General features: G+C 62.1%; 23 protein-coding genes. 17 read left to right on the top strand and 6 right to left on the bottom strand.

Annotated features, from left to right (window positions below; all coding sequences use genetic code 11):
- Nucleotides 1-431: 431 nt before the first annotated feature.
- The 3 genes from AC5ZGW_RS36970 to gspD form a co-directional block, all read right to left on the bottom strand.
- On the bottom strand, nucleotides 432-1,370 hold the full coding sequence (locus AC5ZGW_RS36970; RefSeq protein ID WP_245474797.1) for a hypothetical protein: 939 nt from the start codon (nucleotides 1,368-1,370) through the stop codon (nucleotides 432-434).
- A gap of 162 nt (nucleotides 1,371-1,532) precedes the next feature.
- Nucleotides 1,533-2,063: a tetratricopeptide repeat protein gene (locus AC5ZGW_RS36965; protein WP_130227119.1), complete on the bottom strand. Its 531-nt coding sequence runs from the start codon at nucleotides 2,061-2,063 to the stop codon at nucleotides 1,533-1,535.
- 12 nt (nucleotides 2,064-2,075) lie between these two features.
- Nucleotides 2,076-4,433 carry a type II secretion system secretin GspD gene (gspD, locus tag AC5ZGW_RS36960; RefSeq protein WP_165435300.1) on the bottom strand — a complete coding sequence of 786 codons (2,358 nt, stop codon included), beginning with the start codon at nucleotides 4,431-4,433 and terminating at the stop codon, nucleotides 2,076-2,078.
- A gap of 296 nt (nucleotides 4,434-4,729) precedes the next feature.
- Between gspD and AC5ZGW_RS36955 the strand changes: the two genes are divergently transcribed.
- Genes AC5ZGW_RS36955 through AC5ZGW_RS36910 form a run of 10 tightly spaced genes read left to right on the top strand, consistent with a single transcriptional unit; the run spans nucleotide 4,730 to nucleotide 12,881 of the window.
- Nucleotides 4,730-6,409: a GspE/PulE family protein gene (locus tag AC5ZGW_RS36955; protein WP_130227118.1), complete on the top strand. Its 1,680-nt coding sequence runs from the start codon at nucleotides 4,730-4,732 to the stop codon at nucleotides 6,407-6,409.
- A gap of 4 nt (nucleotides 6,410-6,413) precedes the next feature.
- Nucleotides 6,414-7,625: a type II secretion system F family protein gene (locus AC5ZGW_RS36950; RefSeq protein ID WP_130227117.1), complete on the top strand. Its 1,212-nt coding sequence runs from the start codon at nucleotides 6,414-6,416 to the stop codon at nucleotides 7,623-7,625.
- 16 nt (nucleotides 7,626-7,641) lie between these two features.
- Entirely contained in the window at nucleotides 7,642-8,157 is a 516-nt protein-coding gene (gene gspG, locus AC5ZGW_RS36945; RefSeq protein WP_245474796.1) for a type II secretion system major pseudopilin GspG, read from the top strand.
- Nucleotides 8,150-8,614, top strand: coding sequence for a type II secretion system protein (locus AC5ZGW_RS36940; protein WP_130227116.1), 465 nt, complete (start codon nucleotides 8,150-8,152; stop codon nucleotides 8,612-8,614). The genes gspG and AC5ZGW_RS36940 overlap by 8 nt, the downstream gene beginning before the upstream one ends.
- A complete protein-coding gene (locus tag AC5ZGW_RS36935; RefSeq protein WP_028168446.1) occupies nucleotides 8,595-8,999 on the top strand; it encodes a prepilin-type N-terminal cleavage/methylation domain-containing protein in 405 nt (134 codons plus the stop codon). Before AC5ZGW_RS36940 ends, AC5ZGW_RS36935 begins: the two co-directional genes overlap by 20 nt.
- Complete coding sequence (locus tag AC5ZGW_RS36930) at nucleotides 8,996-9,721, top strand: PulJ/GspJ family protein (RefSeq protein WP_130227114.1); 726 nt, start codon at nucleotides 8,996-8,998, stop codon at nucleotides 9,719-9,721. The genes AC5ZGW_RS36935 and AC5ZGW_RS36930 overlap by 4 nt, the downstream gene beginning before the upstream one ends.
- A complete protein-coding gene (locus AC5ZGW_RS36925; RefSeq protein WP_130227113.1) occupies nucleotides 9,699-10,610 on the top strand; it encodes a type II secretion system minor pseudopilin in 912 nt (303 codons plus the stop codon). The genes AC5ZGW_RS36930 and AC5ZGW_RS36925 overlap by 23 nt, the downstream gene beginning before the upstream one ends.
- The gene (locus tag AC5ZGW_RS36920) at nucleotides 10,610-11,683 is read left to right on the top strand and encodes a PilN domain-containing protein (protein ID WP_130227112.1); all 1,074 of its coding nucleotides are present in this window, start codon (nucleotides 10,610-10,612) and stop codon (nucleotides 11,681-11,683) included. The genes AC5ZGW_RS36925 and AC5ZGW_RS36920 overlap by 1 nt, the downstream gene beginning before the upstream one ends.
- A gap of 44 nt (nucleotides 11,684-11,727) precedes the next feature.
- On the top strand, nucleotides 11,728-12,249 hold the full coding sequence (gene gspM, locus AC5ZGW_RS36915; protein WP_245287616.1) for a type II secretion system protein GspM: 522 nt from the start codon (nucleotides 11,728-11,730) through the stop codon (nucleotides 12,247-12,249).
- On the top strand, nucleotides 12,249-12,881 hold the full coding sequence (locus AC5ZGW_RS36910; protein ID WP_130227111.1) for a hypothetical protein: 633 nt from the start codon (nucleotides 12,249-12,251) through the stop codon (nucleotides 12,879-12,881). Before gspM ends, AC5ZGW_RS36910 begins: the two co-directional genes overlap by 1 nt.
- On the opposite strand, the gene AC5ZGW_RS36905 is transcribed toward AC5ZGW_RS36910, so the two are convergent.
- On the bottom strand, nucleotides 12,878-13,294 hold the full coding sequence (locus AC5ZGW_RS36905; RefSeq protein ID WP_245474795.1) for a prepilin peptidase: 417 nt from the start codon (nucleotides 13,292-13,294) through the stop codon (nucleotides 12,878-12,880). The two genes, AC5ZGW_RS36910 and AC5ZGW_RS36905, sit on opposite strands and share 4 nt — an antisense overlap.
- A 295-nt stretch (nucleotides 13,295-13,589) precedes the next feature.
- Here AC5ZGW_RS36905 and AC5ZGW_RS36900 point away from each other — a divergent pair, with 295 nt between their 5' ends.
- The 4 genes from AC5ZGW_RS36900 to AC5ZGW_RS36885 all read left to right on the top strand — a co-directional run bounded on the left by AC5ZGW_RS36900 (nucleotide 13,590) and on the right by AC5ZGW_RS36885 (nucleotide 18,896).
- Nucleotides 13,590-14,381 (top strand): EfeM/EfeO family lipoprotein, encoded by a 792-nt coding sequence (locus AC5ZGW_RS36900; protein ID WP_245474794.1) that lies wholly within the window; start codon nucleotides 13,590-13,592, stop codon nucleotides 14,379-14,381.
- Nucleotides 14,378-15,751 (top strand): cytochrome c peroxidase, encoded by a 1,374-nt coding sequence (locus tag AC5ZGW_RS36895; RefSeq protein WP_130227109.1) that lies wholly within the window; start codon nucleotides 14,378-14,380, stop codon nucleotides 15,749-15,751. The genes AC5ZGW_RS36900 and AC5ZGW_RS36895 overlap by 4 nt, the downstream gene beginning before the upstream one ends.
- Nucleotides 15,752-16,007: 256 nt before the next feature.
- Nucleotides 16,008-18,116 carry a phospholipase C gene (locus AC5ZGW_RS36890; protein WP_130227108.1) on the top strand — a complete coding sequence of 703 codons (2,109 nt, stop codon included), beginning with the start codon at nucleotides 16,008-16,010 and terminating at the stop codon, nucleotides 18,114-18,116.
- A gap of 114 nt (nucleotides 18,117-18,230) precedes the next feature.
- A complete protein-coding gene (locus AC5ZGW_RS36885; RefSeq protein ID WP_245474793.1) occupies nucleotides 18,231-18,896 on the top strand; it encodes a hypothetical protein in 666 nt (221 codons plus the stop codon).
- 4 nt (nucleotides 18,897-18,900) lie between these two features.
- On the opposite strand, the gene AC5ZGW_RS36880 is transcribed toward AC5ZGW_RS36885, so the two are convergent.
- Entirely contained in the window at nucleotides 18,901-20,331 is a 1,431-nt protein-coding gene (locus tag AC5ZGW_RS36880; protein ID WP_130227107.1) for a cytochrome c peroxidase, read from the bottom strand.
- 291 nt (nucleotides 20,332-20,622) lie between these two features.
- On the opposite strand from AC5ZGW_RS36880, the gene AC5ZGW_RS36875 reads away from it, so the two are divergent.
- The gene (locus AC5ZGW_RS36875; protein WP_130227106.1) at nucleotides 20,623-22,416 is read left to right on the top strand and encodes an alkaline phosphatase family protein; all 1,794 of its coding nucleotides are present in this window, start codon (nucleotides 20,623-20,625) and stop codon (nucleotides 22,414-22,416) included.
- A 222-nt stretch (nucleotides 22,417-22,638) separates the two neighbouring features.
- On the opposite strand, the gene AC5ZGW_RS36870 is transcribed toward AC5ZGW_RS36875, so the two are convergent.
- A complete protein-coding gene (locus tag AC5ZGW_RS36870; RefSeq protein WP_130227105.1) occupies nucleotides 22,639-23,046 on the bottom strand; it encodes a response regulator in 408 nt (135 codons plus the stop codon).
- Nucleotides 23,047-23,142: 96 nt separating this feature from the next.
- Between AC5ZGW_RS36870 and AC5ZGW_RS36865 the strand changes: the two genes are divergently transcribed.
- Nucleotides 23,143-24,144, top strand: a complete 1,002-nt coding sequence (locus AC5ZGW_RS36865; RefSeq protein WP_130227104.1) for a chemotaxis protein CheB — start codon at nucleotides 23,143-23,145, stop codon at nucleotides 24,142-24,144.
- Between the two features lie 9 nt (nucleotides 24,145-24,153).
- On the top strand, nucleotides 24,154-24,435 hold the full coding sequence (locus AC5ZGW_RS36860) for a hypothetical protein (RefSeq protein WP_028162724.1): 282 nt from the start codon (nucleotides 24,154-24,156) through the stop codon (nucleotides 24,433-24,435).
- Nucleotides 24,436-24,462 lie beyond the last annotated feature (27 nt).

Raw genomic sequence — 24,462 nt, 5'->3', positions numbered from 1 at the left:
GGTCCTACCCCCGTGCTTTTTGTTGCACGGGACCCATGGGTGCAACCGGCACCCGGCTTTCCCTGCGCCCTCTGTTCAATGAGAGGGCGGAAAGTGAAGCAAAGCTCGGACGCAAAGCGCCGCGAGAATGCGGACTCATATCCTCACGCTATTTGAAATTTGAATCAGAACCCACCCCACGTCGTCCCGGACTTGATCCGGGACCCATAACCACAGGCCGTTGTCGTGTGCTCCGCTGCAACCGCTCGCTCGCGCCACAACACTTCCCTGTGGTTATGGGTCCGCCTTCGCGGGGACGACACTGATGCGAGGCGTGAGAGAATCGTAGGATGGGTAGAGCGAAGCGAAACCCATCATTCGTGCCGCTCGCTCCATCGCGATGGGTTTCGCTGCGCCCTACCCATCCTACAGGAGCTCCTACGTCGCCGCCCTCACTTCGGCGCGTAGGCCACACGAAAATATCGGTCATCGCCGGCACCTTGCGGCAAGCTGCATACCGCTGCAGGGCAGCTCGCAGCCGCCGCCTCGGTGCGATATTGCGGCAGATGACCGTCGAGCGAATAGACGACGCAAAGCGCGAGGCTGGCCCAGACGGCCGCGCTGAAATAAAGCGACATCCAGGCGATCTCGTCTTTCCAATGCTCGAAATCGCGCGTCACGACCCAGCGCGTGCTCACGTCGTGGAGCCCCTCGAGAAAACCGAGAAGCTTGCTGCCATCGGCAAGACCGGCCTGCCATCGGCTCAAATACATCGGGACGTCGACCGTAATGAGAAAGGCCAGATAACCGGCAATTCCCACGATCGCGACGATGAGGGCGATACGAACCGGACCGTTGAATTCAGGCAGCAGCCGGCAAAGACCAACCCCCACAACGAAGAAGGCGATCGCCCATATCGAGTTCTCGATGGCGTTGCCCAGATAGTTGGTGGACACCACCGCATACCACGAGAAGCACTCGGCAATGAGGATCAGGGGGACGATCAATTGCGCGGCGTTCAACGTGGTGTCCGCGCCGGTCATCCCGCCCAATTGATTGAGGATGATCGCCCACTGCACGGCAAAGCAGATCTCGGCCACGGTCGCGACCGATCGGCCAACGAAGACGCTCGATAGCCAGGTGTCGACCAGGCAGATACGCTGAACATCCGCGCGCGGCAGCAGCGACCTGAAGGCGCAGCCAAAGACATAGGCCGCGGAAAGCAGGAACATGGACTGGGTGCCGGAGCTGTTGACCGGGCCGCCCGAGGGAACTTGGTGAAACTCGCCGTACAGCAAGAACCAAAGCGCGATGTTGGCGCCGCTGATGAGGGCCAACAGACCCCACCACCGAACCACCGGATTTGGCCGCGCCCGCCACTCCATACTCATGGGGCCGTGCTCCCGCGTAGTCGAACTGACATTCGACGGTAGCAATTCTGTCACAAATCGCAACCTGATTGCGACGGTCTGACGGAGGCTTGACGCTTCTGTGACGCGGTCGACTGGGCGGCGCAACGCGCGCGGCCAGCCGGACTTAATGTGACGGAGACGCTACCTGCTCGCTCGCAGGGCGGGCGCAGGAAAAGCCGGCGACCAGTTGAGCGCAAGCCGCTGGCCGATCACGATCTCATCGGTCGACATTTTTGAAGCGACTGCGTTGCGGAACCGCGCATAGGTGTCCCGCTCGCGGCCGGTGGTTCGGGCCGCCGCGAGGTTGAGCCACTTATAGGCGAGGATGAAATCCTGCGGAACGCCGTGGCCCTTGTCGTACATCAAGCCGAGCATGGCCTGCGCGAATGGGTTGCCCTGGACGGCCGCGCGGCAATAGAGATCGGCGGCGGCGTCATAGGCCTGCGGCGCGCCAAAGCCATGCTCGTACATGAAGCCGAGCAGGCCGAGTGCGGTTGCATTCTCGCGTTCGGCCAGCGGTGCAAGCTCCCGGAACGCGCTGACGTAGTCGCCGCGATGGAACGCCGCGGTCCCGCGCGAAAGACTGCTGGCCGCGACCGGCGCGGCGGCTGCCGAAAGCGCAACGGCCAAGAGCGCTAGGAGAAATCGATGCCCGGCGCGGATGCTCAGCATTCTCTGTCCTGCTCAATGGAAGCTGGTCGTGATTGCGGCGTTGGTCGGGGTCGTGGCAATGCTGCCGCGTAATTTCGATCGGAGTTCTTCCGCCACGACGTGAGCGTCGGAGCCGTCGCGGATGATCTGCGGGCGGATGAAGATGATGAGTTCGGTGCGCTGGGTCGAGTTGTTCTGGTGTCCGAAGGCATCGCCGAGGCCCGGAAGCTGGTCGAGCACCGGGATGGCGCTGCGGGTGCCGTTCTGCTGCTCGCTGATCAGGCCGGCCAGCAGCACGGTCTGGCCGTTGGCGACCGAGATCTGGCTCTTGACCCGCCGCTCCGATACCGTCGGTGTCAGGCTGTTCGCACTGGCCGCGGGCACGTTGCTGATCTCCTGCTCGACGTCGAGCCGGACATTGCCATTGACGCTGATGCGCGGCGAGACGCGGAGGATGATGCCGGTGTTGCGATAGTCGATCGTGTTGACGACGGTGTTGTTCGTCGTCAACACCGTCGCGCTTCCGGTCGACACCGGGACGACGTCGCCGACCTGCAGCGTCGCCACCTGGTTGTTGATCACCACCAGCGACGGGTTGGAGAGCACCTTGACGCTGGTCACCGCATGCAATGCATCGAGGATCAGGCTGGGCTGGGTTTCAGATCCGATCAGGAAGTTGAAGCCAGGGAAGGCCCGATTGATGAAAGCGTTGGTGACCGATCCGGCGACGGTGGCCGCCCCGGTCGTCGGGTCGGTAATTGTCGTCGGCGCTGCGGTGGCCTGGGTGTTGAGAATGGAGCCCGTGTTCGGCTTCAACCCGACATTCCTGCTGGTCAGGTAAGCCTGCACGCCATAGGACAACGTATTGTTCAGCGTGACCTCAGCAATCGTCGCATCGATCGCAACCTGGAGCTGCGGCTGGTCGATCTGCACCAGCGTGGATTCGATGATCCGGTAGTTCGCCTGGTCGGCGTAGATCAGCAGCGTGTTGTTGACGGTGTCGGGTGTGATCCGCACGTCCTGCATCATCGGCTGGCCGTTTCCGGAACCGCGGCCGCTGTCGAGCGGAGCACTGCCGCCGTTCTGGTTGGGACTGGCCGGTTGCGCGCCAAGCCCGCCGTTGCCGCCGAGGCCCGCCGCGCCGTTCATGCTCAGATTGCCGCGCGAGGCAAAGCCGCCATTTGTGTTTGATCCCACATTGCCGTTGAGCGAGAGGCGATCCCCGGCGCTTGAAGTTGCCGCTATCCCGGACCCCGGCGCGATCTGGCTGTCGGCACTCTCAGTCAGGCTCGACGACGATCCGCCGAGGAACATATCCGTCAACACCCGGGCGATCTGGCGGGCATCGCCGAACTTGACGCGATAAACGTGGACGGTGGTTCGCGCGGTATCGTTTCGATCAAGCCGCTTGATCCAGGTCGCCGCGGTGCGAAGCATGTCCGGCTTCTTGGTCACCACCAACACTGCGTTGAGGCGGGCAATCGGCAGGAACTTGATGATGTTCCGACTAAGGCCGTTCTCGCCGGAATCGACGATCTTCTCCATCTCGGCGATGATTGGAGCGGGCGAGCCGCTCGAGATCGGGAATATGCCGACGGATTGGCCGCGCATCCAGTCGACGTCGAAGCTCAGCACCGTATCGACCGCGGTGCGGCGTTCGGCTCCGGTTCCCTGAATCAGGATGAGATTTCGTGTCGTATCCGCGCGCACGGCGCCGGCTTTGGTGGCGAAGCTGTCCATCAGCTTGAGCAGCGTTTGCGCCGACACATATTGTAAAGGCACGACCGAGACGCCGAAACCGGGTTCGGGATTGCCGCTTGCCGTATCAACCCGGCCACCGCCGACCGCATCGCCAAGTGGCGTGAGTCGGTAACCGGTCGTATCGCGAAGCAGCACGACGCCGCTCAATCTCAAAGCATTTTCCAGCACGAACACGATGTCCGACTTCGGCACCGGACGGACCGACACCAGGCTCACCGTGCCCTGCACTCGCGGATCGATGGTGTAGCCGACACGCAGTATGTCGCCGAGGACGACCTTGGCGACCGTTGCAACCGGTGTGTTCTCAAAGTTCAGATCGAAGCCGTTGCCGTTCGCTGTCGGCTGCAGCCGCTCGTCCGACACCGCCGTGACTTCGGATCCTTCATACATGGCCGCGCGAACGCTGCCACCTTGAGCGCCACCAGCACCCGACGCGTTCACCGGTTGCGATTGCCGCGGCAACAGATCGAGCGAACGTACCTTGTCGGAGATATCGACTTGAGCCGAATCCACGCCTCCGACCGTTGCGGAATTGCAGGACGCCAGCAGCCCCAGCGACAACAAAGCAAAGGCGGCTGCAACGCCGCCACGAATCCGTTGGTAGCGGCCCAGCTTGCCTACGCGCACCATTAGTCCTTGCCGTTTCCGACTGGAGGATGTTCGACGATCCGTCCCTGTCCCCTCGGATTATTAGCGAGCCAACATGACAGAAATAAATTGGTTGCGTGATTGTTGCCCTGGCGACCATTCTGCGATGGACGCCGAAGCATGAAAATGAGGCAGCAATTCAGATCAGGGAGGGGTAGTCTCAAAGTTTTCTTTAGCGATGAGCAGGCGCCGCATTCGTATGCCTGTCACACTTCGGATCGATAACAACACGCCTGACGTCTGCGCTGCTTCAAATCATGTGACGGAATAAAGACGACATGGCCAGCGATCCGTCCTCGCAGTTCGTCGACTACCTCCGTCAGAACAAGCATTTGACGCCGGTTGATGGCGAGGCTGATCCGGCGGGACAGAGCGGCTCCGATCGCCGTCACCACAAGATCTGGGAAATCACCAATCTCTCGCCCGCCGAGTTTGCCGATGAGGCTGCTCGTTTTTTCGAGCTCGGCCGCATGACTTTGCAGGAGATGATGTCGGCGGCGCCGCTGGTGGCGTCGTTCTCGCAGCGCTTCCTGCGCGAGACCATGGTCTATCCGTGCACCACCTCCGATGGAACAATGACGCTCGCGGTCGTCGATCCGACCGATCAGGCGACGCAACGCGCGGCGCAGATCGTGCTCGGCACCGCCGTCACGGTCAAGATCGCAACCTCGGAGGACGTTGCCGTCGTCCTCGATCAGCGACTGAATGTCGATGATACTGACGCGGCCGGACCGGCGGCAGCGCTGCCGCGCGAGGACGACATCGAGAGCCTGCGCGATCTTGCGAGCGGCGCGCCGGTGGTCCGCGCCGTCAATGATCTGCTTGAAAAAGCCGTCGAACTTCGCGCCAGTGACATCCACATCGAGCCGTTCGCTTCCAGCCTCGTGGTCCGCCTGCGCATCGACGGCCTGCTGCGGCCGGTGGCGGCATTGTCAGGCGTGCTGCCGCAAGCCGTCATCTCCCGCATCAAGATCATCGCCAATCTCAATATCGCCGAGCGCAGGTTGCCCCAGGATGGTGCGGCGCGATTGCGGGCAGGGCGTTCCGATATCGATATCCGCGTCGCGATCATGCCGACGCAGCACGGCGAGTCGGCCGTCATTCGCATCCTACCAAAGGATCGCGGATTGCTGGTCGTGGAAAAACTGGGCTTCTCCGCATCCGACGAAAGCAAGTTGCGGCAGCTCCTTGCGCTGCCGCACGGCATGATCGTCATCACCGGTCCGACCGGCAGCGGCAAGACGACGACGCTTGCCACAATCCTCTCAATCCTCAACGAGCCGACGCGCAAGATCCTGACGATCGAAGATCCGGTCGAGTACGAAATTCCCGGCGTCAATCAATCCCAGATCAAGCCTGCGATCGGTCTGACCTTTGCCACCGCATTGCGCTCGTTTGTGCGCCAGGATCCGGACGTGATCATGGTGGGCGAAATCAGAGATGCCGAGACCGCGCATGTTGCGGTCCATGCGGCTCTCACCGGCCATCTGGTGCTGACGACGCTGCATACCGAGACGGCGGCCGCGGCGGTGCCACGCCTGCTCGACCTCGGCGTCGAGGGCTATCTCCTGCGTTCGGTCCTGCGCGGCGTGATCGCGCAGCGTCTGGTCCGGCAGCTATGCGAACGCTGCAAATCAGGACGGACGCTTGGCCCTGCCGATTTCGCCGAGGATCCGCGGCTTGTCGCATTCGGGTTTCGCGCCGGTGAAACGATCCAGGAACCGTGCGGATGCGAACGCTGCGGCGGCAACGGCTATCGCGGCCGGCTCGGTGTGTTCGAGCTGCTAGAAATCTCCAACGAGTTGCGCGAACTGATCGGGGAGAAGACCGACGGGCTGAAGATCGATGCGATGGCGATCCGTGCGGGGATGACGACAATGCTCGACGACGGCATCGCCAAATGCCGCGCCGGGCTGACGTCGCCTGCCGAAATTCTCCGCGTCACGACCATGCGGTGACCACGTGCCGAATTTCCGCTACCGCGCCCTGACGCAGAACGGCGAGATCGTGAACGGCACGATCAGCGCGCCGACGGCCGCCGAGGTCGCGCGCCGGATCGAATATCTGCGGCTCTTGCCGATCGAAACCATTGAGGACAAACGAGCTTCTCCCGGTGCGGGAGGTCTCGGCCTGTTCGGCCGGCCGAGCGCCGCCGAGATCACCACGTTCACGCGCGACCTTGCACTGCTGCTCAAGGCCGGCGCCCGCCTCGACGACGCCCTTGAACTGCTGTCCGGCGATGCCGATATCGGGCGGATGCGCCCGGTGGTGGCGAAGATCCGGGCGGCTCTCCTCGCCGGCGAGAGTTTCGCCGATGCGGTGGCAGATCATCCGAGCTTGTTTCCGCCGATGTATGGCGCCTTGGTGCGCGTCGGCGAAGTCTCGGGCACGCTCGATTCCGTGCTGGAAATGCTGGGCGCTGAGCGCGCGCGTTCCGAACAGATGCGGCGGAAACTCACCGACGCGATGCAGTATCCCGCCTTTGTATTGGTCGCGGCTTCGGGCGTGATGCTGTTCTTTCTTCTGTTCGTGCTGCCGCAATTCTCGACCGTGCTCGGGGATTTCGGTGCGAAGTCCGATACGGCGCTCGCCACCTTCATCCAGTTGTCGGATTTCCTGCGTGCCAATGCGACGGCAGCCATGTTGATCGCGACTGCGACCATTGCTGTCGTCTGGTGGTTGTTGCGCCAGGCGAGCGTGCGCGCTGCAATGATGAACGGGCTATCGCAGCTACCCCTCATCGGCAACATCTTTCAGTTCTATCGCGCCAGCCTGTTCTGCCGCAATCTCGGTGTCCTGCTCGGCAGCGGCGTCAATCTCACGGCCACCTTGCGTATCCTGGTTGACATCATGGCGGTGACAGGAAACGAAGCGAGCTGGACCGCTGCAGCCGACGGCGTCCGGCATGGCGGGAAGTTGTCGGAAGCCCTTGCCGTCGCCAACAGCCTGCCGCCGATGGCGGTACGCATGCTTCGGCTCGGTGAAGAAACCGGGCAGTTGCCGGTCCTGTCGGGGCGGGTCGCAGAATTCTACGAAGCAAAATTGCAGCGCAGCCTTGACCGCATTGTCGGCATCGTCGGGCCGCTTGCGATCATCACGATCAGCACAGTCGTCGGCGGACTGATCGTGTCGGTCATGACGGCGCTGCTGTCGGTCACGCAACTTGTCGGTTAAGAGCAAGGGTCACATCATGATTTCGCGCAAGAGTATCGCCGAACTGCTCGTCACTCGCTTCATTCATCGAGCCGCCCGCGAGAGAAAACAGTACGCCTATCGCGGTCAGGAGGGCTTCACGCTGGTCGAGATGCTGGTCGTGATTGCCATCATCGGCCTGATCATGGGCCTGATCGGCCCGCGTGTGCTCAATTATCTCAGCGAGTCCAAGGTCAAGGCCGCACGCATCCAGCTGCAAAGCTTCTCGAGTGCACTCGACCTGTTCTATCTCGATGCCGGCCGGTTTCCTTCATCTGCCGAAGGTCTCGCCGCGCTGGTGCAGCGGACGCCGGGGCTCGCCGCCTGGAACGGGCCGTATCTGAAGGGCGGCAATGTCCCGAAGGATCCCTGGAATCACCCTTACGTCTATCGGTCGCCCGGCGAGCACGGTCCCTATGACATCGTCTCCTATGGCGCCGATGGCCAGGAGGGTGGCAGCGGCAATTCCGCCGACATTTCTCTCGAAAAGACGACAGCCTCCCGAGATGAATGACGTCACGCAGCGCGGTTTCACCCTGCTGGAGATGGTGTGTGTGCTCGCCATCATCGCATTGCTTGCTGCCGTGTTGCTGCCGTTCATTCCGCGTCAGACATCGCGGTCGCGGCTGCAGGCCTATGCGTTGCAGACCGCGACGCTCCTGAAAGCGGACCGTAACGCCGCCATCAACCGCAACACCAGCATCGCGACGCTGGTCGACGCGCCAAGCCGCGTGATCCATTCCGGTTCGTCGCGATCGACGATCCGTATTCCCGAGGACGTACGGTTCGATGCGCTGTTGCCGCAAACCTGCCAGCGGCAAGCCGCGCTGTCGACCATTCGCTTCTTCGCCAATGGCAGCTCATGTGGCGGATCCATCGCGCTGACACGGTTCGACGCCGGCTATGAGATCCGCGTCAACTGGCTCACCGGAAGAGTCGAGGTTGTTTCCCGTGACACCGCCACCAACTGATCGCCCCGACGCGGGCTTCACGATCATCGAGGTGCTGGTCGCGCTGGCGGTGGTGGCCGTCTCCATCATCGCGATCGGTACCGTCATGGCCGGCAATATGCGCGGCGTGCGGGCATTGGAGCAGCACGTGGCGCTGATGCAGGCGGCGCGCACCTTGATGACGGTGGGTGTTCCGCCGCGCGCGGAATTGCAGCAGGGCACCTCGACAGGCCAGGCCGAGGGCTATCGCTGGACCATCGACGTCAGTCCGCTTGGTGACGATTGGAATGTGCCGGGTGCTAATGTGCCATGGACGGCCGAACTGGTGAGGATACGCGTCAGGTCGCCCACTGGCGCGCTATCCGATGTTCGAACCGTACGCTTGATGCCGAGGCCATCAGAATGAGCCCGGCATCGGCAACGCGGCGCGCCCATGAGCGCGGATTTACGTTGATAGAGACCATCGTCGCGCTGGCGCTGATGGGGCTATTGCTGTCGGCGCTCGCGAGCATCACCGCGCAATGGTTGCCGAACTGGAACAAGGGATTTGGCCGGATCCAGCGCAGCGAACTGGCTGGGATCGCGCTCGAGCGGATTGCCGCGGACCTGGCCGCAGCCGAATTTATTTCCGCCAACCGCGACTCGCGTCGGCCGCTGTTCGACGGATCGGAATTGTCTGTCACGTTCGTGCGGACGGCGGTAGGGCCGAACGCGGGGCCAGGGCTCGACGTGGTGCGTCTCGGTGAAACCAAAGATCGCGGCGAATTCGTCACGGTCCGCTCGCGGACGCGCTTCACGCCGTTGCCCGTTGGGCTGTCGCTGTCGGAACAAACGCATCTCGGCGACCCGGTGGTGCTGCTGCAAGCGCCCTTTCGACTGTCATTCGCCTATGCCGGTCCCGACCATGTCTGGAAAAGCACGTGGCGAAACGCGGACCGGCTGCCGGCAATGATCAAGCTGACGGTGCGTGATGCTGCGAGCCAGCGCGTGCTGTCGGTCTCGACGATCGCGCCAGTCCATGTGCAATTGCCGAGTGACTGCACGAAGCCGGACGGCAAATGCAACGATAACAACGCGCAAGGCGCGACTGAACCGGGGGGACGCGATGACAGCGATCGGCGCACGTAAACCCTCAGGCGAACGCGGCTTCGTCATCGTTGCCGTGCTTTGGATCCTGGCGGCGCTGTCATCGCTCGCGATGGTCTTCGCCGCCTATTTATCGGCATCCACGCGGGCGATCGCCGTTAACGAGACAGCGCTGCAGACCGAAGCCTTGGTATCCGCGAGTCTCGAACTGACGGCCTACCAACTGGCGCTGGCGGACGAACGTACCAAGCCTCCCCACGGAGCCTTCCAATTCCGCATGGATGATGCGAGCGTCCAGGTCGCTTTCATTTCCGAGGCCGCCCGCATCGATCTGAACTTCGCTCCCAAGGAAATGTTGGCCGGCCTGTTTGCCACGCTGGGCGCCCGCAAGGACGCGGCCCTTGAATATGCGGATCGGGTCGTCGGCTGGCGAACCCGTCCCGTTCCCGGTAGCGCGAACGAGGAGGAGGCGCGTTACAATTCTGCCGGCTACTCGCCGCGGCAGGCTCCGTTTGTCCATGTCAATGAATTGGCGCTGGTCGTCGGCCTCCCGGCCGCGCTGGTGGAGCGTGCACTGCCTTTCGTGACTGTGTTTAACGGATCTCCCGATGTCGATCCGGCGATCGCGGCGCCGGAGGTCATCCAGGCGATGCCTGACAAACCTGCGAACAAGCCCAATTCGTTCGGAGATAGTTCGGCCTCGCTGAACCGGCCCCTGCCGGCGTCGCCGTCCGATTCGGGGAAGAACGATGCTTCGACCGCGACGAGTCCTTGTTATCGCGTCGAGACCACGATCCGTTTCCGCAATGGCCGCCGCAGCACTTCGGAGGTCGTGATCGCCATGGGCGACAAGGTCGACCCCTATCGCGTGTTGTCCTGGCAGGATGACATTGCACCGCGAAACGCCGCTTCACGTCGCGGGAGCACATGATGGCGATGATCGCGCAGGGCAGGGAGTGGTTCGAGCAATGGATCGCGGCGGTCGCGGGTGCGGTTGACGGCATGACGGACAGGCTGGTGCGTCAGCGCCGCATCCAGCTTGACGAGAATGCTGACGGCGCCTTCACCGCCAGCATGACCGCATCGAAAGACAATCTGGCTCCGACGGTTCTCTCCTTCCGGATCCAGCACGGCGCGCCGGAGCCGACGTTGCCGGCGCAGTGGAGTGCGGCCTTCAAGGGCAGCCGTGTCGAGGTGCAGTTGCCGACCGATCATGTCATGACTCGTCTGCTCGACTTCCCAACGCGGGCGGCTGATTTTCTCGATGGCATGATTTGCTCTCAGGTCGACCGCCTGACGCCGTGGGCGGCAGGCGAAGCGGTGTTCGGCTGGAGTTCGCCGGTCCCGGTTGCTGACGATCGGATCGAAGTAGCCTTCAGTGCGACCTCGGCGTCGAAAGTCGATCCATTGGTGCAGTTGGTGGACAGGTTGGGCGCTGCTTCCGTTGCCATCCATGCGCCGGCCGCCGGCGGCAGCGGCACGCCGGTCCGGGTGAAGCTGCTCGACAAGCGGCTGTGCAGCATGGCGGGACCGAACGTGCCGCGCCTGTTGCGCGTCGCCCTGATCTCCACGGGCGTCGCCGCCGCTGCCTCATTGTTCCTCAGCATCTATCTCGGCGGTTCGCTGCAATCTGAACAGGACGATATCCAGCGGCAGATTTCGCAACGCCGCGCGGCATTGCGGGTTGACGCCAATGGCGTGGCGTCCGGCATCGGTCTCTTGGCAAAGCGCAAGCAGACCACGCCATCGAGCGTGATGGTGGTGGAAGCGCTTTCGCGCGTGCTGCCCGACACGACCTATGTGACCGAGCTGCGCATCGAAGGCGGCAAGGTGCAGGTCGTCGGCATGACCCAGGACGCCCCCGCGCTCATCCGCCTGATGGAACAGTCGCCGCAATTCACCCGCGCCACATTCTTCGCACCGACCACCCGCGCGGCGAACGAGTCGGGCGAGCGCTTTCACGTCGAGGCCAATATATCAGCGTATTTTGGATCCGGCTCATGAACGCATCAGCCCGGTCATTGAAGGCAATCAGCACCTCGCCGTTCGTGGCGGCCGCGACCTATATCGGGCTGCTGATCCTGCTGCTGTTCGTGGCCATATCGTCGCTATCCGATCTTATCGGTCAGCGCAACGAACTCGCCTCGTTGTCGGCGATGCTGGCGCAGTTGGAGGGCCGCACGCCCAGAGCAGGCGGGGCGCCCGGTGAGACGATGCCAGCTGGATCGGCCTATCTCGAAGGCGCCACCGTCACGGTTGCCGGCGCGACGCTGTTGCAGCGCGTGGCGGGTTCGGTGACCAAATTCGGCGGCAATGTATTGTCGACCCAGCTCGATGTTCCCAATACACCTGCGAAGGCCGGCTTCATCAGCATGGTCGCGAGTTTTGAAATCGAGCAACAACAGTTGCAACAGGTGCTTTACGATCTTGAGGCCGGCATGCCGTTTTTGTTCATCGACCAGCTCGTCGTGCAGACCATCCTCGATGGGGCGAACACGAACACGGGCGAACGCCTGGGCAAGCTGCGCGTGCTGCTGGGTGTCTCCGGACAGTGGCGAGGGGCCAAGTAATGCGTTTGCCAGTCATCGTCATGTGCTGGGCGCTGTCAGTCCAATCCGTCGCCGCCGCGGCGCCTGACGCTGCTGGCGATGCATTGGATGCCGGACTATTGGATGACATGCGGCTCGGCGGGCCTGTCCTGACATCGCCACCGCCTTCCGAACCGGTCACGACAATGCGCGCGGTTCCACCACTGCCGGCACCGGTCCGGCCACTCAGTGCCAATCCGTTGTGGGGCATTCCGCTGACGCAACTATCCAACACACGCGAGCGTCCGGTGTTCTCGCCGTCACGCCGGCCGCCGCCCGTCGCTGTCGCCGAGCCTGTCGTCACCAAGCCGCCTCCGCCGCCGCGGAAGAAGGAAGTCGAACCTCCGCAACTGTCGCTTGTTGGCACCATTGCCGGAGACGACGAAGGCTTCGGCATCTTCCTGGATCAATCGAGCAATGCTGCGCTGCGGCTGAAAGTCGGCGAAGATTTTCAGGGCTGGAAGCTGAGTGCGATTCGCGGGCGGGAAGTCACCATGGAAAAGGACGAACAGGGCGCTGTGCTCACACTGCCGCCACCAGGCGGCGAGGGAGGAGGTGAGGTCCATCTCGTCCCGGTGAGCACGATCAAAGCACCACTGGTGACGCGGCGCTAGCTGAGCCATCGCTGGAAAGCCGGCGTGAGCAGCAGGCCGAGGGCCAGAAACGGGCCGAATGGCATCGATGTCTGGCGCTTCATCTGGCGTCCGGCGAGTTGCAGACCGCCCGCTGTCGCGAGCGCGGTCAAGGTGGCAATCAACAGCAACGTTGGAATGCCGGTGACGCCGATCCAGGTCGCGGCGGCTGCGAGAAACTTTACATCGCCAAGCCCGAGCCCCTCGGTTTGTCGTAGCAGGAAATAGAGGCGTCGCAGCAACAAGAAGATGACAGCAACCGCGGCGGCTTCACCGAGCGTCTCTAAGCCTTCTGTCAGGTTCCCAAAGACCATCGATTGCGCAACGCCAAGCATCGCAATCGTAAAATTCAACCCATCCGGAATGATACCGTGACGAAAGTCGATCAGCGCCAATGCGCAGCACACCACGCTAAGGGCGATATAGAATCCGAGGAACTGCACAGATTCATTGGCGATTGGCATGAGCGCTACGATGAATGACGAAATGTGTGAGTGCTTACCAGAATTTCGTTCACGATCAGCAGCTCAATTTTCAAGCAACCGCACAAGTACGGAGCGGCCTTTCGGGAATGTGATCGTCGAAAAAACTCTTCACAGCAGAAAACCGCAACGTGCAATCAGTCTGTCACAAAACCGCATAGGAAGCTGACAATATTTCCCGTCGCTGCGAGCGATAGCTGATGCGTGAATGACGGTGAATGAGATGCGAGTGGCGACATGCCTTGCCTTGCTGGTGACGTTGATCGGTGTGCGTTCCGCAGACGCCGGTGTCCTTGATGAAGGCGCCGATCGCTATCGGCCTTACATGATTGAAGGCATTGGCAGCGCGCTGGCGGGCGCGCGAGCGCTGCGCGAAAAGGCTGCAGCGGGGGATCTCGCGGGCGCGAAGAAAGCCTGGATATCGGCTCGCGCCGGCTGGGAGCGCTCCGAAGTCTTCACGACCGGCTTCGTACCCGAGCTTGACGCGAAGATTGACGCCTGGCCGAACGCCGACAGCGGGTTCCATGCCATCGAAGCGAAATTGTTCGGCGCCGGCCAGACCGACGTCGACAAGGATGCTGCCGTTTTGGTCGAAGATCTGAATAATCTGCACGTCAAGCTCAAGGATATGCAGCTCACGCCGCAGGGATTGCTGGATGGTACGGCGCGCCTCGCCTACGAAGTCGGGGAAAGCAAGGCCGATGGTGGCGAATCCCGCATCAGCGGCACCTCGCTCGATGATATGCGCAACAACATCGCCGGCATCGATTTCGCCTACCACACCATTTTCTCCGCCGCCCTCAACACGGCGGACGGCAAGCTCGATGAAATGGTGACGAATCGGATCGAGCTGCTTGAAGCGATTGTCGCGGCGCCCGACCTGCCGCATGTCGATATCCCGCGGTTGCGCCGCGCCAGCGAGGAACTGGTGGTGGCGCTGCAGACTGCTTCGGCAAAGCTTGGACTGCAACGGCCGACGCTGGAGGCCCAGGCGCGATGAACTCGCCTTGGTTGCGGCTGACGGCGCTTGCGTCCGGTCTGCTTGTCGTCGCGTCGCTTGGACGCGCGCTGGCTTTTCCCGTCGACGGCAATCAGACTGTCCTGCCGGCAAAAACCGAGCTGAACGAGGATGCGCTCGACAAGCCGCGCGAGGTGTTCCAATCGGAACGCGCCGGCGCGAAATCGTATATGGTGAATCTCGGCGACCTCGCGTTCAATTCGCCGTCGATCCTGGGCGAGGTGGCACGGCAAGCCGGCGTGAGCTGCGGCACCTGTCATGTCAACGGCGTCGGTAACGCCAAATTCTTCATGCCGAAGATGTCGACGCGGCCCGGAAACTTCGACGTCACCGGCCCCTTTTTCAATCCGAAGGCGAACAATCTCGTGCTCGATCCGGTGAGGATCCCGAGCCTGCGCGGTGCGCGCTATCTCGCGCCGTACGGCAGCGACGGGCGATCGGCTTCGCTGCGCGACTTCATCCGCAACGTCATCGTGAATGAGTTCGCCGGGCCCGAACCGTCGCCTGCGATCATCGACGCCATCGTCGCCTATGTTCAGGACATCGACTTCCTGCCCAATCCGAGCCTCGGTCCCGGTGGCCGGCTGGTTGGCGATGTCAGCGAGTCCGAACGTCGCGGCGAAGCCTTGTTCTCCAAACCATTTCCGCATGATCCCGGCTTGAGCTGCGCCGGTTGTCATGTCCCGTCGGCTGCCTTTGTCGACCACCAACAACATGACGTTGGCTCCGGTCTGTTCAAGACGCCGACCCTGCGCAACGCGGATTTCAACGCACCCTATTTTCACGACGGCCGCTTCGACAGCTTTGATCAGGTCGTCGATCATTTCGACCGCGCATTCGATCTTGGCCTGTCGGCGCAGGACAAGCGCGACCTCGTGGCCTATCTCACGGCGGTTGGTGATGGCGTGCAACCCTATGAGCGCGATGGCGCGGGTGCGACGCTTAAGGAAATCAATGACTTCAACATGGTACTCGCGACCGCAATTCCTTCGGGCGACAAGGCCATCGTTGCGCTTGCCGTCGACACCATCGGCCAGGAGCTGCGTGAGCTCACTGAGCGATATCCCGATCGAAAGAACACCAGCGTGTCGGGCGGCGAGCAGCAGCGGGTTTCGGCGCGCAACAGTCTCAAGGAACTCGTCCTCATGCTGCGGCGAATCGACATCGCCGTAAGCGAAGGGCGCAATGCCGACGCCGCGACTGAGTTCAGGAACTATCGCTATCTCATGGCCGCGGCTGTCCCTGCGCTGCTGGCAGGCGCCGAGCCATGGTCGCTGTTCAATCAGGATGTGCATGATCAGCACTACGCGGCGCTGCGCCAGGTGATGCAGTCGAAACATCTGTCTCACTAGGTCGCTGCTGCGTTGCGCGAATTTGTCTCCGCAGAAATTCTCGCGCGATAGCATCGCGCATCACTTCCAAAACTCCTGAGCCTTTGTCGCGCGATGCGAATGCATCGGTCGCGATGCATGCATCGCGGCATTGGACGCTACGCAGAAAATTTTTGAGCGAGTCAAAATTTCTCGCGCGCTTTCACAGCAACGATAAGCGTGCGTCATGTTGCCGCATTAGACGATGTCTCGCCAACCACAACCTTTGGAGTCGATAATGACTTTCAATCATAAGAAGAACTGGCGAACCACCACGGCACTTTGCGTCATCTCAACAGTCGCTGTCGCAACAGCCGCTTATGCAGCACATTATCCCGGCGGACGAAGTGATTGGGACAAGCGCTCGCATCACAATCATTTCGGCCATGACAATCAGGGCAACGATCACGAAGGGAACGGTGACCACGGTGACAACGGTCACGACAACAACGGCCACCATGGCGACCACGGTGACAAGGACAATGATCCGGCAGACAAAGTGAAGACCGCATCGCCGATCAAGCACGTCATCATCCTGATCGGCGAAAACCGCGGGCTCGATCACACGTTCGGAGTGTACAAGCCGAAGGGCAGGGGACAGACGATCTCCAACCTGCTGTCGAAGTGCATCGTCAACGAGGACGGCTCGCCCGGACCGAACTTTGCGCAAGCCCAGCAATACTCGGTCGCCGCGCAGTCCTCTTTCTATATTGGTGCGCCAACGATCGCGAAGTCGCCCTACAGCGCGACCAACACGATGCCGCAGCCGAACACGGCCGGAACGCCCACCGCGCAGAGCGACACCGGTGCTCCGTTCAAAACGATCGCCGAAGCCAGCGTCGAGAAGGACATGGATTCGAGCGATCTGGATATCCTCACGACCGGCTTCAGCGGCCTGCCGACTGGCGCTCTTGATACCCGCGTTCCCGGCGCTGGTCACTTGACCGGACCGTTCGCGCTGCAGGGTGAGCAGATCAGCGACGACGACTACACCGGTGACACCACGCATCGGTTCTATCAGGACTGGCAGCAGGAGGATTGCAGCGCGGCCAGCGTGACCAAAGCCAACAACTCCGGTTGCCTCAATGATCTGTTTCCGTTCGTGATGGCGACCTACTCGGCGTCCAACAAGAGCATGGCCAACTCGATGGGCTTCTATAATGCCCAGCAAGGGCAGGCCCCGATCCTAAAGATGCTGGCTGATCGCTTCACGCTCGGTGACAACTTCCATCAGTCGTTCCACGGCGGCACCGGCGCCAATCACTTCATGCTCGGGACCGGCGACGCAGGCTTCTGGAGCGACGGCAAGGGCAACCCGACCACGCCTCCGGCAAACCAGATCGCAAACCCGAATCCGATGTCCGGAACGGTGAACCGCTATACGGTGGACGGCAACTTCAGCGATTGCTCTGATGTGGCGCATCCCGGCGTCAAGCCGATCGTGACCTATCTGAACAATCTGCCGTATGCGGCCGAGCCGAACTGCAAGCCCAACCATTACTACATGCTCAACAATACCGATCCGGGCTATCTGCCGAACGGTGCGCTGGCAGGCGGAAGCAGCATGCCGCCGTCGTCCGTGCGGACCATCGGAGATGCACTGATGGAGAAGAATATCTCCTGGGCCTTCTACGGTGGTGCGTATAATGACGCTGTGGCGCTTTCGAACGCCGCGGTTGCCGCCAATCCGAACAATCCGGATCTCAATGCGGCGGCGCTCGCCGATCCGGCTCACGCGCTCGGTGTGGCCTACTGCCAGATCTGCAATCCGTTCCAGTATGCGACCTCGATCATGGCCAACCCGACCGTGCGTCAGGCTCACATCAAGGACACTGCCGATCTGATCACGGCGATCCAGGACAACAAGTTGCCTTCGGTGTCGTTCGGCAAGCCGGACGGTCTGCTAGACGGCCACCCGCAAAGCTCGAAGGTCGATCTGTTCGAGGCCTATGTGCTGAATGTATTGAACGCGCTGGACAACAATCCGGAGCTCAAGGCGGAGACCGCGGTGTTCATCACCTGGGACGAAGCCGGCGGCTACTGGGACTCGGGCTACATCCAGTCGATCGATTTCTTCGGTGATGGACCGCGTATGCCGATCCTCATCCTGTCGCCCTATTCGACCGGCGGCAAGATCTACCACAACTACGGTGACCACGTTTCGCTGCTGAAGTTCATCGAACGTAACTGGAGTCTGCAGCCGCTGACGAACCGCAGCCGCGACAACCTGCCGAACCCGACATATTCGCGGAACAACGAGTATGTGCCGACCAACAGCCCCGCGCTTGCTGACATGTTCGATGCGTTCGATTTCAGCAAGCCGGTTGCACTGTCCTATACCGAGTAGCTGAGCAGCGTTCCAAGAACGACTGGTCTGAAGATGGTGCCGATCGAGCCAACGGTTCGGTCGGCGCCACCGCATTTTTGTGCCGCCGAGGTTTTGCCGATGGATCGAGATCGGATGCTGGGGAGCAAGAGGCTGCGAGCATGCCTGCTTGCCTTGGTCGGTTCGGCGCTTGCCGGCACCTCGGCCGCAGCGCAGCAGTTTTCCGCGGACCTTGTCGCGAGGCAAGGTGAGAAGGTCGTGCGTGTGGGAAGCCTGCGCGTGTCCGAAAGCAAGGTGAGGATCGAGACAACCGATTTCGCCGATGGCTTCTTTCTGGTCGATGGGGCGAAGCCTGCGGCCGCTTTCGTGCGCCCGCGCGCGAAGGTGTTCATGGACGCAAGGCAGTCAAGTCCGCTGACGCAAATGTTTGTCCCGGTCGATCCCGATGAACCCTGCCGGCAATGGTGGGCGATGGCATCGCTGGCGGCGCCGGTGGAGCCTGATAAGTGGCATTGCGAGCGCGACGGGGAGGGAACAGTCGGAGATCGCAAGGCGGACGTCTATCGGATCGTTGCGGCTCCCGGCGGCGGCTTTGTCGGGTGGATCGACCGTGAGCGCAAGTTTCCGGTGCAGATCAAGACTGGGGACGGAACGATGATCGCCATCGAGAACATCCGCGACGAGCTGCAGCCGGCGCAAACGTTCGAAATTCCCTCTGGCGCGCGCAAATTCGATCCGCGGGCGTTGATCGATCGTATCAGGCAGAGCGATGTATGGGTCGCTCCGCCCGCCTCGGAGTGAGCGGTCACCGCGCTTGCTTGGCTGTCGTTTGCAGCATCCGTCCAAGCGCCGCATAGTGCGACTGGTGGACATTGGCATTGAACAGCGACCACGGTTCGGCCTTTTTCAACGCGACGGGAACGTCGAAAGTGGCGAGCATCGAGAACGTCTCGTATTCGGCCATGGCCTCGTCGAGATGGCCGGCTGCGACCGCAAGATCAATCCGGCGCAGACTGAGAACCAGGTCTTTGACGGCGGTGCGCGCCGCAAGCCGCTCCTCCTGGCCTCCGACCGAAGCATACCTGATATCCGGAATATGCTCGGTCAATTCACGCAATTCAGCGCCTACGCCCGTGACGGCCAGCGACACCACGGCTGTATCCGCGGCGGGGATGGCGAGCTTCAGGACGCTCGCGAGCTCACGCACATCCTTCATCCGGATCGCCACGCCGTCCTTGTCGAACGGGCGGTCGCCGTCGCCGACCGCAGTCAGATAGGCGACGAGATCCTGCGTGTCCTGCGACGAGAGACCGAGCTCGAAGATGCGGTCGAAATGTCCGACCACTTCTTCATAGGTGTCGTAGCGGCCATCGTGGAAGTAGGGCGCGTTGAAATTGGCGTTGAGCAAGGTCGGTGTTTTCACCAGACCGCCTGAGCCCACGTCATGGCGGGCCTGGTCGGTGAAGACACCCGTTGGAACATGACAGGTGGCGCAGTTCACTTGGGGCTGGTGCGGAAACGGCTTGAAGAACAGTTGCTCGCCGTGGCGCTCGGCGGCACTTGCCTGTGCGCTTAGCATGCCGCCGGGCGAAAGCCTGGGGTTGGGGAGAAAATCGATGTCGGTGATGTAGGCGACAAGGCCGTCCAGGACGGCATCGCTCGGTCGCGGCCCCTGAAACTCGTTGACGATGACGTTATATATAAAGTCGCGCAGCGAGGTGATGCGGCCGTCGTGCCCGTATGGCGCCAGGAAGCGCGCGCCGCGCAGGCTGGGGATCCGAACCGGATCGAGAATGCTGTTGAATGCCTTCGGATTGAACATCAGGCTGGTGGTGTCGAAGGTGCCGGGGCGCGAGGAGGCACCGGGAACGAACAGCTTCGGATTCGATGTCCCGTTGACGTGACAGGTGCCGCAGCTCATTTCCGCCTGCCGCGCCTTGCCGCCCAGGATGGAAGGCGAGTTGAATGCGAGATCGCCAAGATTGACCAGGTAGGACTTGTGCCCGCCCACGGCTTCCGAGTGGAACAGTTCGCGCGGCTTCGCCAGCGCTTCCTCGGAAAATTCCGTCCCGGTCGGCAAGACCGTCTGATCGCCGCCCAAAGGAAACGCCTCTGTCCGCAAGGGAATGAGCGCTGCAACAAGCGCGATCAGCACGATCAAAGCGCACGAAGTGGTGCGATGCGCGGCAGCCGCGCCGTTTCGGCGCGAGCGGCACGCAAGAATGTCCCTGGTCATCACGACAAAGCCCCTGCAGCAATTTAGTTGGGCGGTCTGTGAACAGCAGATGTCGCACGGATGACAGTGTCCCTGCTGGCGAGACCGCAGCTGGACTGGATAGACAGAACTTGTCGTCGGTTTGATGACGATCAGATGGCAGAGCACACCTCGATATCCGTCTAAGCATGGCGCTGACGTCTCAGCGTGTGCGCGACTCCTTGCATTGTCGGAAAACAGTCATCGGATCGAAATGTGCGGCAGATAGCCTCACCTTGTTTCATTCCATCTTTGCTCTCAGGGGAGAAAACCATGCGGCTTTGGGGAGCCATTCCCGCGCTCACATTGGCTGTTGGTGCGATCGCTGTCGCGCCGGTGGCCAAGGCAGAGAATCTCGTCGACAAGATCGTCGACCAGTTCAAGCACGACAAAGGCGACGACTTCAAACATCATGACCATGGTCATGATCACGGTCACCATGACCATGACAGTCTGCTGAAGGCATACAAGCACGTCGTGATCATCTATCAGGAGAATCACAGCTTCGATAACCTCTACGGCCACTGGGGCGACGTCGGTCGTGACAACATCAACGGCGTTTCCGACGCCGATCAGCCGCACACGCTGCAGGTCCGCCAGGACAGCAAGACGGTCTACACCTGCCTGTTGCAGAATGACGTCAACCTGGCCTCTCCCTCGCCGTTGCCGACGAGCTGCACCGACAATGGAAGCTCGGTCGCCATCCTCAGCGCCTTCAAGAACAAGCCGTTCGAAATCAACGACTTCATTCCGACGTCGGCAACCACCTGCCCGAAACCGATCGGCGCTTTCGCGTCTCACGGCTTCCTCAACGGCACCGGTCTGCCCGGCGGCTGCACGGAGGACATCGTGCATCGCTTCTACAGCGAGCAGTATCAGATCAATGGTGGCCGGCAGAACCGCTACATGACCGGCAGCGATGCTGCGGGTCTCGTGATGGGCTATTACGACACCAAGAAGCTGCCGATCTACCGCTATCTGCACGATCGCGGCGCGCCGAATTACGTCATCGCCGACAGCTTCTTCCAGGGCGCCTTCGGCGGTTCGTTCCTTAACCACCAGTTCCTGGTCGCGGCCGCCGCTCCGCAATTCGTCGGCGCATCCAACGACGGCAGCGCCACCGACCTGCACTCCATCGTCGACGCCAACGGCATGCCGACCAGCACGCCGCTTTACGCCGCGCTTTCCACGGTGAAGGATGCGCAACTGACGGCCAAGTGCAGCCAGGCTGGTTTGCCGGCCGGGCTCGCCTGCGGCGACTATGCCGTCAACACCACCCAGCCGTTCTATCAGCCCTATTCGCCCGGCACGGCGGATGCCCGGCGCCTGCCACCGCTCAACACCCCCAACATCGGCGACAAGCTGTCAGCCAAGCACGTCGACTGGGCCTGGTATTCGGGCGGCTGGTCGAACGCCAATGGTGACGTCGGCGCTTCGGGCTGGACCAACGGAAACGGCACCACCTGCACCGACCCGAACCATCTGCCCACGGCGGTCTTCCCCAATTGCGCCGACGTGGACTTCCAGTTCCACCACCAGGCGTTCAACTATTTCGCCAACTACGCGCCCGGCACGAAGGCCCGCAAGGATCATCTGAAGGATGAGGCGGAGTTCATCCAGGCGGCAAAGAACGGCAGGCTGAAGGACGTCAGCTTCATCAAGCCGATCGGTGAAGAGAACGAGCATCCTGGCTATGCCAGCGAGGCCGAAGGCAGCCAGCATCTGGTTGACCTGGTCAAGGCGATCACCGAGGGGCCGGACGGCAAGGACACCCTCATCATCATCACCTATGACGAGTTCGGTGGTCAGTGGGATCACGTCCCGCCGCCGCCCCACAATCGTCGCGGCGATGACGCGAAGGCTGCGGACCAGTGGGGACCTGGCACCCGTATCCCCGCGCTCTTGATCTCCAAGCGCTTCGAGAAGTCTGGCGTCGCCCACGAGGATTACGACACCACCTCGATCCTCAAGCTGCTCGAGAAGCGCTTTGACCTCGATCCCGTCGTGACCCGGCCGGTGCGCAACCTCGCAGTGGCGCTCAAGGCCGGCGATTCCGATCGCCACTGAGGACAGTCTGGAAGACGAGCTGGCCCGCATCCACGCCGGATGCGGGCCAGTTGTTTCAAGTTTTGCCGGCGGATTCTGTCACGCCTCGCCATCCCGTAGGATAGGTAGAGCGCAGCGAAACCCATCCTACGATTAGAACCGCGCGTCGGTGTCGTCCCGGGCTTGACCCCGGACGACGAGGGGAAGAGATCACGTTATCAAACGTAAAATAGCTCTCCGCCGTCATCGTCCGGCTCGAGCGAGCATCAGCTCGCTCAGCCTGCGGGTCATCGCGGCAATATCGAGCGGCTTCTCCCATAGCTGGATGTCTTCATATTCCGGGCCGATCGCGTTCCTGTCATAGCCGGTCGTGAAGACGAATGGGATGCCGCGGGACCGCAACGCATGTGCGACCGGGAATATCGACGCATTTCTGAGATTGACGTCGAGCACTGCGCCGTCGACCGCCCGAACTCCAGTCAGGATGGCCAGCGCATCCTCGACATCGCCGAACGGCCCCTCGATCTCGGCGCCGAGCGCCCGGCACGCCCGCGCGATATCGTCGGCGAGGAAATATTCGTCTTCGACGACGAGGATGCTGCGTCCGGTCAGGACGCCGCGTTCGCGAAGAAGGACAGGTGCTGCCATCATACCTCGAGCCTCCTTCGCCGCCCGAATCCTATTGAAGTTAGGAACATGAGGCGAAGCCGCGCCTTGTCGTAAACACTCCAGAGTACGACGGGTTCCATGGTCAACCGCGACATTATCGTCATCGGGGGCTCTGCCGGCGCGACGGCGCCGCTGAAGGACATTTTGAGCAAGCTGCCGGCCAACCTGCCCGCCGCGCTGTTCATTGTGCTGCACATCCCGGCCCAGGGGATTGGAGTCCTCTCGACCGTGGCAAGCGCGGCCGCCAAGCTGCCCGTTCGCCAAGCGGAAAACGGCATGCTCATCGAGCATGGCAATATCTATCTCGCACCGCCGGACCATCATCTGCTGGTGTTCAGGGATCATATGATGTTGGGCCGCGGCCCGCGTGAGAATATGGTGCGCCCGGCGATCGATCCCTTGTTTCGATCCGCGGCGCTGCACTATGGATCCCGGGTGATCGGCGTTGTTCTCAGCGGATTTCTGTCCGATGGAGCGGCCGGCCTGAACGCGATCAAGCGCTGTGGCGGCTTCGCGCTGGTACAGGACCCCAAAGACGCGATTTCCGACGAGATGCCCCTGCGCGCGCTCGAGGCGACGACCGTCGACCTCTGCGTGCCCGGCGCACGGATCGGTGACGTGCTGTCCGACCTGGTTCGGGAGGCGCCGGGTGCCGCGCGACCGATCCCGCCGGAGATCCGGCTGGAAGTCGAGATCGCCGCAGGCGAGCGCATCGGCAGCGATAGCCTGCTCCCGATTGCTGATCCGGCGTCGCTGACTTGCCCGAGCTGCGGCGGCGTACTTTCCGAGCTCAAGGACAGTCATCCGCTGCGTTTCCGCTGCCAAGTCGGCCATGCCTTCACCGTCGACGTGCTGGCCAAGGAGCAGGAAGGCCGGGTTGACGAAGCCTTGCGGGTGGCGCTGCGGATCATCGAGGAGCGCGCCGAACTGGTTCACCGCATGGCGCTTGATGGCCGCCAGAGCGGCCGGGCCGCGGTAGCCCAAATGTACGAGGCGCGGGCGGCGGAATATCGCGAATATGCCGACATGATCCGGCGCGTCGTGCTAAAGTCGCTGGACCCGCGGCCTTCCAAAGCTTAGGCGGTGCCAATGGTCATATCGCTTGCCGAGCGTGCCGAAGAGCTCAGGGCGGAGCGGCGTGTTCTGCTCAAGGCCGACGGCGATATCGAGGAAGGCTTGAAACGGCTCCAGAACCAGCAGGATCTGCTGCTCGATCTGCAGGCTGCCGGTCACGATACGACGCAGGCCGAACGCCTGGTCGTTCTGCTCGAGCAGACCCTGCTGCAATGGGAGCACCATCGCACGCTGATCGAGCAGCGCATCGCGTATCTTGAGAATGAGATCTATCCGCTGTCGATCAAGGGGACGTGAGGCGTCCAGGCTTCGTGATCAGGCGCC

The organism is Bradyrhizobium sp. Crot121, assembly GCF_059512385.1.
The sequence above is the reverse complement of the archived record's forward strand: the minus strand, read 5'-3'. Positions and strand labels throughout refer to the sequence as shown.